Source organism: Halogeometricum sp. S1BR25-6 (assembly GCF_031624495.1).
In the GTDB taxonomy this organism is placed as follows: Archaea; Halobacteriota; Halobacteria; order Halobacteriales; family Haloferacaceae; genus Halogeometricum; species Halogeometricum salsisoli.
Genome location: NZ_JAMQOP010000003.1, coordinates 347,898 through 364,059 on the forward strand (window position 1 = coordinate 347,898; position 16,162 = coordinate 364,059).

The 16,162-nt window shown below is 66.4% G+C and carries 12 protein-coding genes; 7 read left to right on the top strand and 5 right to left on the bottom strand.

Translation table 11 applies throughout. From position 1 onward, the window contains the following. Positions 1-4 precede the first annotated feature (4 nt). The 5 genes from NDI76_RS16755 (at position 5) to NDI76_RS16775 (ending at position 8,745) form a co-directional block, all read left to right on the top strand. Complete coding sequence (locus NDI76_RS16755) at positions 5-1,000, top strand: DUF1616 domain-containing protein (RefSeq protein WP_310925287.1); 996 nt, start codon at positions 5-7, stop codon at positions 998-1,000. A gap of 307 nt (positions 1,001-1,307) precedes the next feature. Next, complete coding sequence (locus NDI76_RS16760; protein ID WP_310925288.1) at positions 1,308-2,762, top strand: hypothetical protein; 1,455 nt, start codon at positions 1,308-1,310, stop codon at positions 2,760-2,762. 241 nt (positions 2,763-3,003) lie between these two features. Next, on the top strand, positions 3,004-5,493 hold the full coding sequence (locus tag NDI76_RS16765; RefSeq protein ID WP_310925289.1) for a hypothetical protein: 2,490 nt from the start codon (positions 3,004-3,006) through the stop codon (positions 5,491-5,493). Between the two features lie 225 nt (positions 5,494-5,718). Further along, on the top strand, positions 5,719-6,831 hold the full coding sequence (locus NDI76_RS16770) for a DUF354 domain-containing protein (RefSeq protein ID WP_310925290.1): 1,113 nt from the start codon (positions 5,719-5,721) through the stop codon (positions 6,829-6,831). A 51-nt stretch (positions 6,832-6,882) separates the two neighbouring features. Next, on the top strand, positions 6,883-8,745 hold the full coding sequence (locus NDI76_RS16775; protein WP_310925292.1) for a hypothetical protein: 1,863 nt from the start codon (positions 6,883-6,885) through the stop codon (positions 8,743-8,745). Positions 8,746-8,807: 62 nt separating this feature from the next. Here the strand turns inward: NDI76_RS16775 and NDI76_RS16780 are convergent, their stop codons facing one another. Both NDI76_RS16780 and NDI76_RS16785 read right to left on the bottom strand, forming a co-directional pair. Further along, positions 8,808-9,731, bottom strand: coding sequence for a glycosyltransferase (locus NDI76_RS16780; RefSeq protein ID WP_310925293.1), 924 nt, complete (start codon positions 9,729-9,731; stop codon positions 8,808-8,810). Positions 9,732-9,915: 184 nt separating this feature from the next. Beyond that, positions 9,916-10,836 carry an NAD-dependent epimerase/dehydratase family protein gene (locus NDI76_RS16785; RefSeq protein WP_310925294.1) on the bottom strand — a complete coding sequence of 307 codons (921 nt, stop codon included), beginning with the start codon at positions 10,834-10,836 and terminating at the stop codon, positions 9,916-9,918. A gap of 508 nt (positions 10,837-11,344) precedes the next feature. On the opposite strand from NDI76_RS16785, the gene NDI76_RS16790 reads away from it, so the two are divergent. Then, positions 11,345-12,229, top strand: coding sequence for a glycosyltransferase family 2 protein (locus NDI76_RS16790; RefSeq protein WP_310925295.1), 885 nt, complete (start codon positions 11,345-11,347; stop codon positions 12,227-12,229). A gap of 187 nt (positions 12,230-12,416) precedes the next feature. Next, positions 12,417-13,361, top strand: coding sequence for a glycosyltransferase family 2 protein (locus NDI76_RS16795; RefSeq protein ID WP_310925296.1), 945 nt, complete (start codon positions 12,417-12,419; stop codon positions 13,359-13,361). A gap of 44 nt (positions 13,362-13,405) precedes the next feature. Here the strand turns inward: NDI76_RS16795 and NDI76_RS16800 are convergent, their stop codons facing one another. From NDI76_RS16800 to NDI76_RS16810, 3 genes are read right to left on the bottom strand one after another with little or no spacing between them, the layout of a single operon-like run. Beyond that, positions 13,406-14,404, bottom strand: a complete 999-nt coding sequence (locus NDI76_RS16800; RefSeq protein WP_310925297.1) for a Gfo/Idh/MocA family oxidoreductase — start codon at positions 14,402-14,404, stop codon at positions 13,406-13,408. Next, positions 14,401-15,483, bottom strand: coding sequence for a DegT/DnrJ/EryC1/StrS family aminotransferase (locus NDI76_RS16805; protein WP_310925298.1), 1,083 nt, complete (start codon positions 15,481-15,483; stop codon positions 14,401-14,403). The genes NDI76_RS16800 and NDI76_RS16805 overlap by 4 nt, the downstream gene beginning before the upstream one ends. A gap of 4 nt (positions 15,484-15,487) precedes the next feature. Continuing rightward, positions 15,488-16,060, bottom strand: a complete 573-nt coding sequence (locus NDI76_RS16810) for an acyltransferase (RefSeq protein ID WP_310925299.1) — start codon at positions 16,058-16,060, stop codon at positions 15,488-15,490. Positions 16,061-16,162: the final 102 nt, after the last annotated feature.

Genomic DNA, 16,162 nt, shown 5'->3' on the forward strand with positions numbered 1-16,162 from the left:
AGCCGTGCGGAACTCGGCTGAACGCACGTCCGGCGCGGTCGGACTGACCGTCGAAGCGGTCCTCGTCGTCGTCGCCCTCGCAGTGTTCGGGGCGGCGGCGCTGACGCTCCCGCCGGGTCCGACCCGTATCGCCGTCGTCCTTCTCGGACTGCTGTGGCTTCCGGGCTACGCTATCACGACGCTGGTGTTCCCGAAGCGCGTCGTCGAGCGACCGGCGCGAAGCCGTCGGTTGGGACGAACCGACACCGGGTCGCGCCGCGGGACGCTGACGGGCGCGCAGCGCGCCGGACTCTCGCTCGGCCTCAGCGTCGCCGTGCTCCCGGTGTTCGGCGTCGTCATCGTGGCCAGTCCGCTCGCGCTCTCGGTCCCGGTGGTGCTCGCGGCGGTGGTCGGGTTCACCGTGCTCGTGTTCGCCCTCGGCCTCGTACGTCGGGTGCGGAAACGCGAAGAGAGCCGGTACGTGCTTCCGCTGGCCGCGTTCCGCCGGACCATCGGCGCCGGGTTCCAGGGGTCGGCCCTCGACACCGGACTGAACGTGCTGCTGGTTCTCGTTCTCGTCGTCGCCAGCGCCGGGTTCCTCGGGGCGGTGGCGCTCCCGCAGGACCAGACGAGTTACACGCGGGTGTCGCTGCTCACCGAGAACGAGCAGGGGAACCTGGTCGCCAACGGCTACCAGACGGACCTCACGGTGGGCGAGTCAGCCGAGTACGTACTGGAGGTCGCGAACCACGAGAACGGACCGGAGACGTACACCGTCGTCGTCGAACAGCAGGAAGTGGGTGAGGGCGGCAACGTCGTCAGGTCCGCCGAGATAGACCGGTACCAGCGCAACATCGGCGAGAACGTAACGTGGCGGTTACGGCACGAACTCCGTCCGACCTTCGCCGGTGAGAACCTCCGGTACACCTACCTCGTCTACCGCGGCGAGGCGCCGGACGACCCGAGCGTCGACTCGGCGTACCGCCACCTGACGCTGGACATCAACGTCAGCGGGTCGTAGGGAACCGACCGGCGACGCAACTGGTCGGCGGCGCGACCGACAATCGAGACCGTCGCCCACCGAACCGTCGGAATCGGTCTGTTTATGCGACACATATTCATCAGAGTGTGTCCGAACTATCCGACAGGAATGACCGACCAGTCGAGAGTCGTCGACACCGCGGCCGCCGAGGGAGCGCGCCGCGAGGGGAGTCGCGATACCGGTGCGAGCGTCGGCGGGACCGGCGTCGGGGAGTGTGGGGTGTGAGCCGGACCCACCGAACGGGTGACGCGTCGACGCGTGTGCGCACGGCCGTCAGCGGGGTCTGATGAAGCGCCGAACGTTCTTGGCGTCGGCCGCGGCGGCCGGTCTCCTCCCGCTCGCGGGCTGTTCGGTGTTCGACGACTCGGAACCGTCGACGCCGACGGGGACGCTGCCGCGGACCGGCGTGGAGACGTCGCAGGGGCCGGAGAGGCAGTACCAGTCGTACGACCGCGTCGTGCGACTCGGCAACCGCGGCGTCGAAAACGGGAGCAAAGGACGCGTCGGGTCGGTCATCGCCTCGGAACTGGCCGACAACACGCTGTTCGTCGTCCCGGCGGGACGCCACTTCGTCGACCCGATACGGATCAACGGCTACCGAAACGTCGGCGTCGTCGGCGCTCCGAACGCTCGAACGACGCTCGTCCCGACGAGCGCCGCCAGCGAGCAGGGGTGGCTGTTCACGTTCGAAAACGGGGGCGACTTCGAGTTCGGACGCTTCGATCTCGACTTCCGCGGCGAGGACGTGGGCGCGAGTCTCACGCTCATCGCCACGGTGGGCAACCTCTACCTGCACGACGTCCACGCGTTCGGCGTCTATCCCTACGACACGTACGGCGTCGGCGTGAGCGTGGTCAACCCGGACGGGGAGGGCGTCGTCGAGCGGTTCTACGCGCGCGACGGCAGCACCTACGACAGTCCCGGGGCGGGAATCTTCGTCGCGCAGGGACACGCCGGAAGGCTCGAGATACGCGACTGTGAGGTGTGGAACTGGGCCGATAACGGCGTCTACGCTTCCAGCCCCGGCTACGTCGGCGGGTTCAAGGGGCAGACGACGGCGGACCGGGGCAACGGCGTCGTCCACGTCCGCGGCGGCGTCTACAAGAACAACAACATCGCCAACATCCGCATCGGGTCGACGTACAGTTCCGTGCGGGGGGCGCTCATTCGCAACGAGCGGAACCCCTCGGGTGACACCTGGGACGCGCGACGATACCCGATCATGCCGCGGTCGGGCACCGAAGCCGAACCCGTCGTCAACGCCCGCGGCATCCGGTTGACGAACCGCCACCACCAACTCGTCGCCGACTGCGACATCGTGATGAACGCCGGTCGGTCCGACGGTGCCATCGTCGCCAACGGCGCGACGGGAACGAATACGATTCGAAACACGCGGATACGCGTCGACACCGACGAGGTGCTCTATCCGATCAATCTGAAGGGTCCGTCCATCGACTGGCAACGGTACGGATTCACGATTGAAGGCGTCACGGTAACGGGGACCGCGGTCGCGCGCAACGCGGCGGTGCGCGTGCAGGGCAGAGACGGCACCACGCTCGAGAACTGCTGTATCTCCGTGGACGGAGGGAGTCAGGACGGCATCGCCTTCGAGAACGCCCGCAACTGCGCGGTGTCGAACAGCACCATCGACGTGCCCGGCCGGATGATCACGACGAGCAACGCCGCAGTCCGACGGACGAATCTTCGGGCGAACGGCACCTGTCGAAGGGGCGATAACTGACCGGCATCCGCGGTCAGAAGACTTTTCGAGCCCCGTTAATACCTCATTAATCGCTTGTACCGGACGTCTTGAACCGCTTCGACAATCGCTTCTGAGTGAGGGATAATTACCTCTTCGTGCCCTCCGGGACGGATAAATAGAATATAAAAATTGAAATTCATAAAATATTGATTGTTCTGAAAAACTTATTTTTTGCTATCCGATAGACTTATATCGTTAATTATCTCTTAATCAATTGTCCATGGCAGAGAACCCCATCGAGTCTCCGACCGAATCACCCACCGAACCCGCCAGCGCACACTCCGGACCGAAACTCATCGGCCGACGGGGCGTGCTGCAACTCGGCGCGGCCACCGCCGCCGTCGCTGCGACGGGCGTCGGGTCCGCCAGCGCCGCGGGAGGGTACACTTACGAAGGCATCTCGTTCGACCGCAAGGTGAACGCGGTCGAAGACCTCGGTCTCGACCCGAACGAGGGAACGCTAGTCGACGACGCGCTCGGAGCCGTTCCGAGCGGGACCCTCGTCGAGTTCCCCACGGGTCGGTACCGCATCGACTCCTGTTGGATTCGGTCCAGCAACGTCGGCCTCGTCGCCGCCGACGGCGCCGACCCCGTGTTCGTCCCCGCCAAGCCGCAAAGCGAGAGCGAATCGTGGACCATCCTGATGAAGACCGGCGGCGACCACGTCTTCGCCGGGTTCGAGTTCGACTACACGCGCGAGGGCTACGGCGGGACGCTCATCGTCATCGCCGAGCACGGCGACTACTACATCGGCGACGTGCACGTCAAGGGCGTCGTCGGGCACAGTTGCGAGGGCCTCTCGACCGCCGTCGAGGACCCGAACGGGACGGGCGTCATCGAGCGGTTCTACGCCCGCGACGGCAGCACCTACGACAGCGCCTCTCACGGCCTGTTCGTCGGTCTCAAGCACGCCGGAACGCTCTACATCCGCGACTGCGAGGTGTGGAACTGGACGGACAACGGCGTCTACGCCTCCAGCCCCGGCTACATCGGAAGCTACCGCGGAACGACCGACTCCGACCGCGGCGACGGTGAAGTCCACATCGAGGGCGGGGTGTTCAAGAACAACAACATCTCGAACGTCCGCATCGGGTCGACGAACAGTTCGGTGAAGGGCGCGGTCATCCACAACGAGAAGAATATCTCCGCGGACTCCTGGGACTCCCGCGAGTACGACATCATGCCGCGGTCGGGCACCGAACCCGAACCCGTCGTCAACTCTCGGGGAATCTGGCTTGCCGGCCGGACGAACCTGCTCGTCGAGGACTGCGACATCCGGATGGATACCGGCATCTCCTCCGGGGCCATCATCGCCAAGGGCGCGACGGGCAACTGCACGATTCGGAACACGCGCGTCCAGGTGAACACGACCGACGTGCTCAACCCCATCATCGTCGCGGAACCCTCTATCGACTGGCCGGACACGGCGTACACGTTCGAGAACGTCTCCGTCACGGGCGTCGGCGGCGGTCGGAAGATAGCCGCCGAGGTCACCGACCGGCCGGGCACCTCGTTCCGCGACTGCTGCATCTCGCTCGACGGAGCCGACCAGAACGGTATCAAGTTCATCGACACGTCCAGCGGCGTTGTCGCCGACACGAACGTCGGCGTCGACGGCCGGTCGACGCTGTTCCAGAACTCCACCATCAGCACCTCGAACGTCTCCACGGCCGACGCCTGCCCCGTCCCGAACCTCTCGGGGTCGGAGACCAACTACGGCGGGTCGAAGGAACTGCCGTACACCCTCACCGTCCGGGGCACCGGTGCTCCTCTCGACTACCGCGTCGTGACGACCGACGGCATCAATCAGGGCTCGCACATCGTCGACGAGGACGTGCCCACCGTCGTCGAGGGGTCACTCGACGAGGACGACCAGGAGGACTGGTTCTGGTTCGCCGGGGAGGTCACCGAAGTGAGCCTCAGCGACGAGGCGAAACTGTTCATCGAGGGCGAACCGGCCGACCCCGCCGACTACGCTCCCCCGGACGGGGGCGACGGCGACGCGGGCGATAGCGTCGACGAGTCGGACACCGACGGCGAGACGAGCGACGGTTCGGACGACGGGGCCGTCGACGTCCCGGAGGTCATCCGGTTCGACGGAACCCGGAAACTCACGGACACGACGACCGTCCGAAGCACCGGCGCACCCCTCGAATACCGCATCGTGACGACGCAGGGTATCAACCAGGGCTCGCACATCGTCGAAAACGAGGTCAGCACGGTTGCCGAAGGGTCGCTGGCGGCGGGCGACGAGAACTGGTTCTGGTTCGCCGGAGAGGTCGTCTCCGTCGAACTGAGCGGCGACGCGAAGTTCTTCGTCAACGGCGAGGAACTCAACCCCGCCGACTACGCCCCCGCAGACGCGGGCGGCGACGTCGGAGACGGTTCCGGCGACGGCTCTGCGGACGATGGCTCGACCGACGACGGCGCGGGCGACGGGTCGACGCTGGAGCACGTCATCTACGTCGACGGCTCCGCCACCCGCAACACCAGCCACTACTCGTTCACGGTCACGGGCGACGTCGAACGCAGCGCGGAACTGAGCACCGTGCCCGCCGATGCATCGGCGGCCGACCTGAAGGCGGACGAGGTACTCGACGGCCACGTCGAAGGCACCGTCGCGGAGGGCGTGGACGCCTACCGCTTCTCGGGAACTATCACCCAGTTCGACATTACCGGATTCGCGGTCATCGACTTCGAGAACCGGTAGGGCAGACGACACGTACTCGGCCACTGACGTTCGCTAACACACCGCGTCAGCACCCGAGTAGGCGGTTTTTACGTGTCACGGGATTGGCTTTGACGCTTACTAACTAAGTGGATATGACGAGTGTACTCGTCAAATGACGGCCCCGTTGTTGACAATCCGACAAGAGTGTTCGTCGGCGGACGCGTCTGTTTCGGACGAGCGCCGTCTCTCCCCGTCCCACAAGCGATGAAGGCACTCGTCACGATCCAACACCCCGCACACGTTCACTTCTTCAAACACTCGATTCGGGAACTCGAAGCCCGCGGTCACGAGGTTCGCGTCGTCGCGCGCGAGTACGACGTCGCCATCGAACTTCTCGAGGAGTACGGCATCGACCACGAGGTGCTCGCCGGGCGCGTCGATACGACGTTCGATATGGTCAAAGTCCAACTCCAGTACGAGGCTCGTATCCTCGATATCGCCCGGAAGTGGAAGCCGGACGTCATAACGGCTATCGGCGGCATCGCGGCGGCGCACGTCTCCGCTATCGTCGGCGCCCGCAGCGTCGTCTGGACCGACAGTCCCGTCGGGTCGAACCGCATCACCGTCCCGTTCGCCGACTTCGTCTGCACGCCCCGGAAGTTCCGCGACGACTTCGGAGAGAAGCACGTCCGCTACGACGGATTCCACGAACTCGCCTACCTCCGTCCGGGGTACTTCGAACCGGACTACGAGGCCCTGCGCGAACACGGGGTCGACCCCGACGAACCGTACTTCCTGCTCCGGTTCGGGACGATGAAAGCCCACCACGACATCGGCCAGAAGGGCATGTCGCTCGCGGTGAAAGAGCGACTCGTCGAACTGCTGTCCGAGCACGGGGAGGTGTACATCATGAGCGTCGCCAAGAAGCTTCCCGACTCGCTGTCGCAGTACGCCTTACAGATACCGGTCCATCTCTCCCACTCGCTGCTCGACGCCGCGGACATGTTCGTCACTGACACGCACACGATGGCCACCGAGTCCGCCATCCTCGGGACGCCCGTCATCCGGACGAACTCGTTCGCCGGCGAGGGCGACATGAGTAACTTCGTCGAGTTCCAGGAACGATACGGACTAATGTACTCCACGCCGGACGGCGAGGAGGCGGTCGAAAAGGCCCGGTCGTGGCTCGAACGACCGGAGAGCGAGCGCGATATCGAACAGCGACGACGACGGCTGCTGGCGGAGACGATAGACGTCGCGCGGTTCGTCACGGACGCCGTCGAAATCGCCGGAAGCCCCGACGCGACGCCCGCCGACGTTCGGCGCGTCCGCGACGCCGACCCGGTCCGTCGACCGACCGAACGGAACCCGGCGTGATAGCTATGAGAGCTGTGAACCACACCATGACTCCGGCGAGGGTGGCGTAACGTGCAGCGAGCGAACACGCGGCGCAGACGGCGGAGCGCGAGCGGAACCGGAACCGAGAGCGGGACGTCCGCTCGGCTCTCGAAGGTCCTGCTCCTCGTGGGTGGACTCGCCTTCTTCGGCGGACTCGTCCGGGCGTACTTCGCCCCCGCAACGGGGTACGAACTCTCGATTTACGGGTCGACCCCGGCGCTCTACTGGGTCGGCATCGGCATCGCGGTGGCCTGCGCGCTGGTCGTGGGTCTCGTGCTCCGCCCCGGCGGACCGCTCCGCTGGGCGACGATGCTCGTCGGCGGGCTCTCGATACTCTCGGTGGCCGCCCTGCCGCTGATCCGCGGCTACTTCTTCTACGGGATGGGCGACTCGCTCACCCACCTCGGGTGGGCGAAGGACCTCGCGTCGGGCGTGATGCAACCGACGCAGTTCCTCTACCCCGGGGTCCACACGACGACGCTCCTGATTCGGGAGCTGACGGGGATGACGCTGAACCGGACACTGCTGCTCGTCGTCCTGCTGTTCGTCCTCGTCTACTTCGTCACGGTCCCCCTCTGCGTCGGGGTGTTGGTCGACGGACGCGGCGTGTCGGTCATCGCCGCCTTCTCGGCGCTGTTGCTCCTTCCGAGCAACGACCTCGGCGTGTTCATGATGGCGCACCCGTTCACGCAGGCGCTGTACTTCACCCCGGTGTTACTCTACCTCGCGCTTCGGCACATCCTCGACGCGCCCGGCGAGGAGGGGTTGCTCCCCGTCACCGCGACGGACGGCGCCCTCGCGTTCGCGTCGGTCGCACTCGTGCTCCTGCACCCGCAGCAGGCGCTGAACGTCGCGATGGTCTTTCTCCTCATCGGCGCGACGCGGGCGGTCATCGTGCGTCGGTGGAACGACCACCCGATAGCGGCCCAGCGGTCGGTGCTGGGACACGGCGCCTTCCTCATGGCCGTGTTCCTCCTGTGGACGAGTCGGCTCGAACGCGCCCAGCAGTCCTCCATCGGCGTCGTGCAGAGCTTCTTCAAGAGCATCCTCCAGACGGGGACCGGCGCGAACGACGTGGCGACGCAGGCGACGTCGCTGAGCGCGCTCGGCGGGAGCACCGTCGAAGTCGCGGTGAAACTGTTCCTCCCGACGGTGGTGTTCGGCCTCCTCGCGGCCGGACTGGTGGTCCGGGCGCTCCTCGCGGAGGCGCGCGGCGACGCCTCCCGCCGGTCGGCCATCGTCGTCGCCCTCGGCGTCGCCACCACTGCGCTCACGGCGATGTTCGGGGTGTTCTACCTCGCGTCGTCGACGGCGGTGTGGGGGCGGTACGTCGGCGCCGTCGTCCTCCTGTTGACCATCCTCGGCTGCGTCGCGCTCGTCCGCGGTCGCGAACTGGCGACCGGTCGGCTCACCGACGTGAGCATCGATAGCGCGCTGGCGGTGGTGTTCGCGCTGCTCATCGTCTTGAGTACGATGACCTTCTTCATGTCGCCGCTCATCTATCTCCCCTCCTCGCAGGTCCCCGAAACGGAGATGGCCGGCTACCGGGCGAGTTTCGAGAGCGTCGGCGGCGACGCGAGACTCCTCGGCGTCCGCCTCGGCCCGGGCCGGTACTCCGACGCCGTCTACGGCCGCGAGGCGAAGTCGTCGATGTCGAACCTCGCCACGGGCGGAAGCGTGCCGCCGGAGGTGTTCAACCGCAATCTCACGACGCACTACAACGGCGAGGGCGACGTCTACGTCGTGGTGAAGCGCTCCGACGAGCGGCGCGAACTCGAACTGTACCGCGGGCTCATGTATAACGAGTCCGGGTTCCGGAGTCTGAACTCCACCGCAGAGGTGAGCCTCGTCCAGACGACGGGCGACTACAAGATGTACAAAGTGAGCGACTGAGAGCGAACGGCGAGCCGGTTTTCCGGTTCTCTACTTCTCGATTTCCCGACGCCGCGCCGGCGTCACCGCGACGCCAAGGCGCTCCTGTACACGTCTTCGATTCGCTCGCCCATCGTCTCCAAGCGCAGGTGCTCAACCGTTTCGCGCCCGTTGGAGCGCTCGCCGCGCCGGAGCGTTTCGACGAGGGCGTCGACGAGTTCCTCGTCGGTCTCGCAGGCGAACGACGGGTCGACCCCCGAGAGGAGGTCGCACACGTCGCCCACGTCGGTGGAGACGACCGGGAGGTTGCACGCGAGCGCCTCTTTGACCGTGTTCGGCGACCCTTCCCGCTTCGAGGTCATCAACAGCGCGTCGGCGGCGTTCATGTACGTCGGAATCGCGTCGTGTGCGACGCCGTGGACCGCGTGGAGTTCGACCGGTTCGTCGAAGGCGTCGTTCGCGCGGTCGACCACCCGCTCCGCACGCGGGTGGTCTTTCAGTTCGCGGTCGGGCGAGTACGGGAAGAGCACGTGCCGGGCGTCGTGGGTCCACCCCACCTCCTCGCGCGCCTCGCGCATCGACCGGGGTTCGAACAGCCGCATATCGATGCCGTGGGGGATGACCTCGCAGTCACCGCCGTACGCCTCGGCCATCTCGTCGCTCATCACGATGACGGCGTCGGAGCGGCGGGCGCAGGCCTTGCTCAGCGGCCCCGTCCAGCCGAGGAGGTCGCTCCCCCACAGCGATAGCACGACGGGTCGAGTCGGTTGTAACAGCGCCGCGGGGGCGGTGAGTCCGTAGTTCGCGTGGACGATGTCGAACTTCCGCGAGTGCTTCAGAACCGGCGCGTGAAGCCGGAGGTAGTCGGCCGCGCTACGGGTGTGCTCGGTGTCGTGACGACCCGGCACTTCGATCGTCTCGCACTCGATACCGCGCCGCTCGAGGATGGCCTCTTGCTGTTGGAAGAAAGGTGCAGACTCGTTGACCACGAGATTGAGAACCCGCATGTGTGCACGCGTTCGGACAAGCGCGGTATTGTTATAGCCCTCGTATACGGGGAGAACGTGTTCAGCCGTGTGACACTGTCGACGTCGGCCTTCGGACGCGGTTCGGACGCGGCCGTCCGATACGCGAGCGACGAGCAAGTAGTCGAGCCGAATACGACATCCGTTCGCGAGGCGAACGCGGGGGCTACTCGTCGACGAGCGTCCGAAGCCCTTCTTCGAGCGAGACGGTGGGTTCGTACCCGAGCGACTCGCGGGACTTCGAGAGGTCGGCGACGCTCCGCGGGATGTCACCCTCGCGCCCCTCGACGTGGACGATGTCGCTGTCGCTGTCTGCGGCGCGCTTGACCGTCTCCGCGAGCGTGAGAACGCTCGTCTCCTCGCCGGTGCCGACGTTGTACGACTCGCCGACGGCGTCGGTGGTGGCCGCCGCGAGGTTCGCGCGCACCACGTCGCTGACGTGGATGAAGTCGCGCGTCTGGTCGCCCTCGCCCTCGACGGTGATGGGTTCGCCGCGGCGCGCCTGGTCGAGGAAGATGCTGATGACGCCGCTGTACTCGCCGGCCGTCTGCCGCGGGCCGTAGGCGTTGAAGTAGCGGAGGGCGACCGTCTCTAACCCGTACTGTTCGTGATAGACCTCCGCGTAGGAATCGATGGCCGCCTTGTCGACGCCGTACGGCGACCGCGGACCGAGCCGTTCGGTCTCCGAGAGCGGCACAGAGTCCGGGACGCCGTAGATGGCGCAACTCGACGCGAGGACGACCCGCGCGTCGGCGTCTCTGGCGGCTTCGAGGACGTTCAGCGTCCCGCCGACGTTGACCTCGTTGCTCCGCTTCGGCTGTTCGACGCTCCGTTGGACGCTGACCTCCGCGGCCTCGTGGAACACCAGGTCGGCGTCCTCGATAGCGGCCGAGACGACGTCCTCGTCGCGGACGTCCCCGGAGACGAGTTCCGCGCCCTCGGGAACGTTCTCTTGGTACCCGGTCGAACAGTCGTCCAACACGCGGACGTCGTTCTCCGAGACGAGCGCGTCGGCGATGTGGCTGCCGATGAATCCCGCGCCGCCGGTGATGACGACCGTCTTATCTTCGATATCTGCTGTGTTCATCGTCTAATGATAGGGTCTGCTTCCGTCGAGCCGTGCGGCGCGGCGTCGCGTCGGGCCGCGGAACGCACTACTCGCCGAGTAAGTATCAATCCGACCCGGACGCAAAAGCGTATCCCCCGGTCAGTCGAGATAGGTACAACTTACTAATGAGGGGGGAATCGGTACGTACACGATAGCATGCCTGCGACACATCGGGTCGGGTCGAGGCGACGGGCCGTCGAGGGCCGACCTGCGAGCGACGAAGGCAGTGCGACACCCGTCTCAGGCGCGTCTGCGCCGTCTCCCTCCCGTCTCGGCGACGACTCGCTCCCCACGAGACCGCAGCACAGCACGGTCCACCCGACCGACGGATAACACGAGTGAAAGCAGATGTTCTGCCTTCCGAACGCCGCCGTGAGAGGCGGCACAGATTCTTTCATTCGCGCGCACGCACGAGGCCGCCGAACCCGTACCGTGCGCGTGCGCTCCGACCGACGCGGTCCCCCCGAGGCGGATGACGCGTAGCACGATGGACGTCTCATCGCGGCTCGGACCCGAGATGCGCGAGCGCGTCTCCCGGTGCGTGGTCGTCAACGACGACGTCGCCGCCGACACCTCCGTCGTCGTCGTCACCTACCGGACGGCCGCGGAGGTGTTCGAACCGGTGTTGGAGGCGCTCGACGACCAGACGACCTCGGAGTACGAAATCGTCGTCGTCTCCAACGGCACCGACGCGAACGTCGAATCGGCCGTCAGGGAGTCCGAGCACGTCCATCTGTTCGTCGAACTCGACCGCAACTACGGCGTGACGGTCGGCCGGAACCTCGGCGCGAAACTCGCTCGCGGCGACCTCCTCGTGTTTCTCGACGACGACGGCGTCCCCGAACGGGACTTCGTGGCGGCCCACCGGCGCGCCCACCGGGAACGCGACATCGTCGCGGCGCGCGGCCGCGTCCTCCCGAAGCACGACACAGTGTACACGCGAATCCAGAGCCACTACGACCTCGGCGACGACCCGTTTCCCTACTTCATCAACGTCGAGGGGAACACGTCGTTCGACCGGGAGACGTACCTCGACGCCGGCGGCTACGACGAGAACCTCGCCGACCGCGCGGGTCACGAGGGAATCGAACTGACCCACCGGCTGATACAGGACGGGATTCGGCGCGACCAGATTATCTACTACCCGGACGCCGTCATCTATCACGACTACGCGAACTCCTTCGTCGAGTACATCCGCAAGCGGACCGGCCGCAACCCGAACTTGGAGTACCTCTTCGAGCACCGCCCGGAGATATTCGAGTTCGCCGCCTCCTACGACCCGCCGGTCACCTCCCCCGAACTCTGCACGCGGGACAAGGTGAAGTTCCTCGCGCTGAGCGGCGTCCGCCGCGTGGTCGACTTCGTGATGTAGCCGTGAGTGTGGTCGTCACAGACTGTCGTCGGTTTGGAGGTGACTACCGGCGCGTAGCAGTTCGGTAACAAAGAGAGTGGAACGCATCGTGCGTCACGATGAGTCAGACGACGGCAGACGGAGCGACGCGTCGGCGCCCACCCGAGGTGGCGGACGGCACCGGCGACGCGGGGGCGGAGAGCAACCGATGAGCGGGGACGATACGCCCCTCGTCAGCGTCGTGGTTCCGGCGTACGGCCGTCCGGAGTACCTGCCCGCGGCCGTCCGGAGCGTCGTCGAACAGACGTACGACGCCGTCGAGATTCTGGTCGTCGACGACTGCTCGCCCGACCCCATCGAACCGACGCTGACCGAGTTCGTCGAGGACCCCGCAGTGGACCTCACGGTCGTCCGCCACCCCGTGAACCGGGGGGCCAACGCCGCCCGGAACACGGGAATCGAGGAGTCCGGCGGCGAGTTCGTCGCCTTCCTCGATGACGACGACTACTGGCGCCCCGAGAAACTCGAACGGTTCGTCGACGCCTTCGAACGGGCCGGCCCGGACGTCGGCGTCGTCTACGGCGGCGTCGACGTGGTGGACGGCGACGGCGAGACGGTGCGCTCGGTCCGCCCCTCGCGCCGCGGCGACGTGACCCGGGCGCTGCTCCGAGGGGAGAACGTCGTCGGCGGGTTCTCGAACCCCGTCGTCCGCCGGTCGGCCGTCGAGGCTGCGGGCCGCACCGACACGCGCTTTCCGAGTTGGCAGGACCGCGAGTGGTATCTCCGCCTGTCGACGCACTGCGAGTTCGAGTACGTCGACGAGCAGTTGACGGTTCGCCGGATGGCCTCTCACGGACAGATCAGCGACGACTTCGAACGCAAGCGCGACGTGTCGTTCCCGCTGTTCGTCCACAAGCACCGCTCGACGGCCGCGGAGTACGGGATGGAGCGCAGATTCGTCGCCGAGCGGTCCCGCGCGGTGGCCGCGGCGGCGATTCGGACGGGTCACTTTCGGTCGGCGTACCCGTTCCTCCTGCGGTCGCTGTTCTACTACCCGTTCGACTGGAAGACGTACGCGTTTCTCGCACTGGCGCTGGCCGGGCCATCGACGCTCGAACGCGTCAGACGCGTTCGGCGACGTATCGGCGTCTGAAGAGGAGAAGAAGAAAAAGCGGCTCCGTCGGCTTCGCCGCGAGGTCAGTTCATCCCGTGCGGCATCGGCCGGTCGCTGACGTCGGTGCCGTACTCCGAGTTCTCGGCGCACTCCTTGATGCGGTCGGCGAGTTCGACCGCCCGGAGGCCGTCCTCGGCCGTGACGCGCGGCGTCCGGTCCTCGATGATGCTGTCGACGAACGACTCCAGTTCGAGTCGAAGCGGTTCGCCCGTGTTGACGAACGGTTTCTCGATGATGCCCTCGTGGCGGTAGCGGAGGTTGCCGTCGTCGTTCATGTACTCCGGCCGGGACTGTCGGTGAATCTCGACCGACTGGTCGATGTAGTCCAGTTTGATGTAGCAGTCTTCCGCCGTGATAGTCAGGTCACGCGTCTTCTGCTGGGTGACGCGGCTGGCGGTGAGGTTCACGATGGTGCCGTTGTCGAACGACATCTGGGCGTTGGTGTACTGGCGGTCGGGGGTGCCCATCGCGTTGACGCGCACCGCCCGCCCGGGAACCAGCGACCGGACCACGTCGATGTCGTGTATCATCAGGTCGTGGACCACGCCGTCGAGCGAACGCGCGTCGTCGCTCGGCGGACCGAGGCGGCGCGCGTGGATGGCGATGGGGTCGAAGTCCTCGGTGATACGAGCCAACTCGGTCACGGCGGGGTTGAACTGCTCGACGTGTCCGACCTGCACCTTGACGCCGGCCTCGTTCGCCCGTTCGATGATCGCGCGGCCCTCCTCGTGGTCGGTGACGAACGGCTTTTCGACGAGGATGTTGACGCCGGCGTCGATGCACTGCTTGGCGACGGACGCGTGGAACTGCGTGGGGACGACGATGGAGACGGCGTCGACCTGCGCGAGCAGTTCCTCGGTCGTGAACGCCTCCGTTCCGAGGTCGGAAGCGATCTCGCTCGCCCGTTCGACGTCCGCGTCGGCGACGCCGATGAGGTTCGCCTCCCACATCTGCGCGTAGATGCGCGCGTGGTTCTGTCCCATCGACCCGACGCCGATGACGCCGACGTCGATGCCGGTCATCGGACCACCGACCTTGTCATCGCCGCGACGATGTCGTCGATGTCGTCGTCCTCCAGGGCGGGATGCACCGGCAGCGACAGTACTTCCTCGGCGGCCGCTTCGGCCTCGGGGTAGGAACCGCCGACGTCGTCGTACGCCGGTTGCTTGTGGATGGGGACGGGGTAGTAGACGCCCGTTCCGACGCCGGCGTCGGAGAGATGTTCCTGCAGGCCGTCGCGGTCGTCGACGCGAACCGTGTACTGGTGGTAGACGTGTTCGTAGCCCTCGGGTTCGGTCGGCGGGGTCACGCCGGGGACGTCCGCGAGTTCGTCGGTCAGGCGTGCCGCATTCCGCCGCCGGGCCTCGGTGAATCCGGGGAGGCGTTCCATCTGCGCGAGGCCGATGGCGGCCGCGATGTTCGTCATTCGGAAGTTGTGGCCGACGGAGGCGTGTTCGTAGCCCTCGGTGCGGCCGTGGTCGATGAACCGTCGGGTTCGTTCGGCCACGTCCTCGTCGTCGGTGAGGATCATACCGCCCTCGCCGGTGGTCATGTTCTTCGTCGGGTAAAACGAGAAACACGCCGCGTCGCCGAACGTGCCGACGCGCGTCCCCTCGTACTTTGCGCCGTGCGCCTGCGCGGCGTCCTCGAGGAGTTTGAAGTCGTATTCGTCGGCCAGTTCGCGGAGTCGGCCGACGTCCGCCGGCAGACCGTAGAGGTGGACGGCGATGACGGCGTCGACGTCCTCGCCCGCGCGGAGGCGGGATTCGAGGGTGTCGGGGTCGATGTTGTACGTTTCGGGGTCGATGTCGACGAAGTCGACGTCGGCCCCCGCGAGTCGGGGGGTGTTCGCCGTCGCGATGAACGAGAACGGCGTCGTGAGCACCGTGTCGCCCTCGCCGATTCCGAGACCGACGAGCGCCGCGTGCAGCGCCGTCGTTCCGTTCGTCGTCGCGAGGCCGGTGTCGGCGCCGCAGTACGACGCGAACTCGGACTCGAACTCGTGGACGACGTCGCCTTCCGCCACCATTCCCGAGTCGATGACTTCCGTTACGCGATCTTTCTCTTCCGTACCGAGCGTCGGGTTTGCGATGTGTATCATAACGTTACCGGATCTTGTTCTCGCCGCGCAGTTTCTCCGGGAGTTCCTCGTGTTGCGCCGGACACCCCACGGCCAACGTTTCGGGCGGCACGTCCTTGGTAACAACGGCTCCGGCGGCGACGAACGCACCTCGGCCGACGGTGACGCCGGGCAGGACAGTCGCGTTCGCGCCGATGGACGCGTGGTCTTCGATGGTCGGTCCGACCAACTCGTCGTCGCGCCGTATCGGGTGCGGGTCGTTCGTCAACACCGCGCCCGGGCCGATGAACACGTCGTCGCCGATGGTCGTGTTGGAGGGAACGTAGACGCGCGTCTGGAGGCTGACGCCGGACCCGATAGTCGAGCGGCCGTCGATGACGGTGTGCGTTCCGACGAGGACGTCGTCGCCGATTTCGGTCTCCTCGCGGATGAGGGCGTCGTGGCCCGTCTGGAACCGGTCGCCGACGACCACGTCGTGGTAGATGACCGTACCCGCGCGGACGACCGCTTCGTCCCCCAACACGGGGTCGGCACCCTCTCCGTGGCCCACGTCGGCGTCCGGGGAAATCGAACCTGTATCGTCGTTCGTATCGCTCATCTGTACGCACCCGCCGAAACCGAGTCGAATCGCCGGCGCGCGCACGACGGACGATACGAATTCGAGCACCACATCTCAGTTGGGACCAATGCGCCCGTCGGC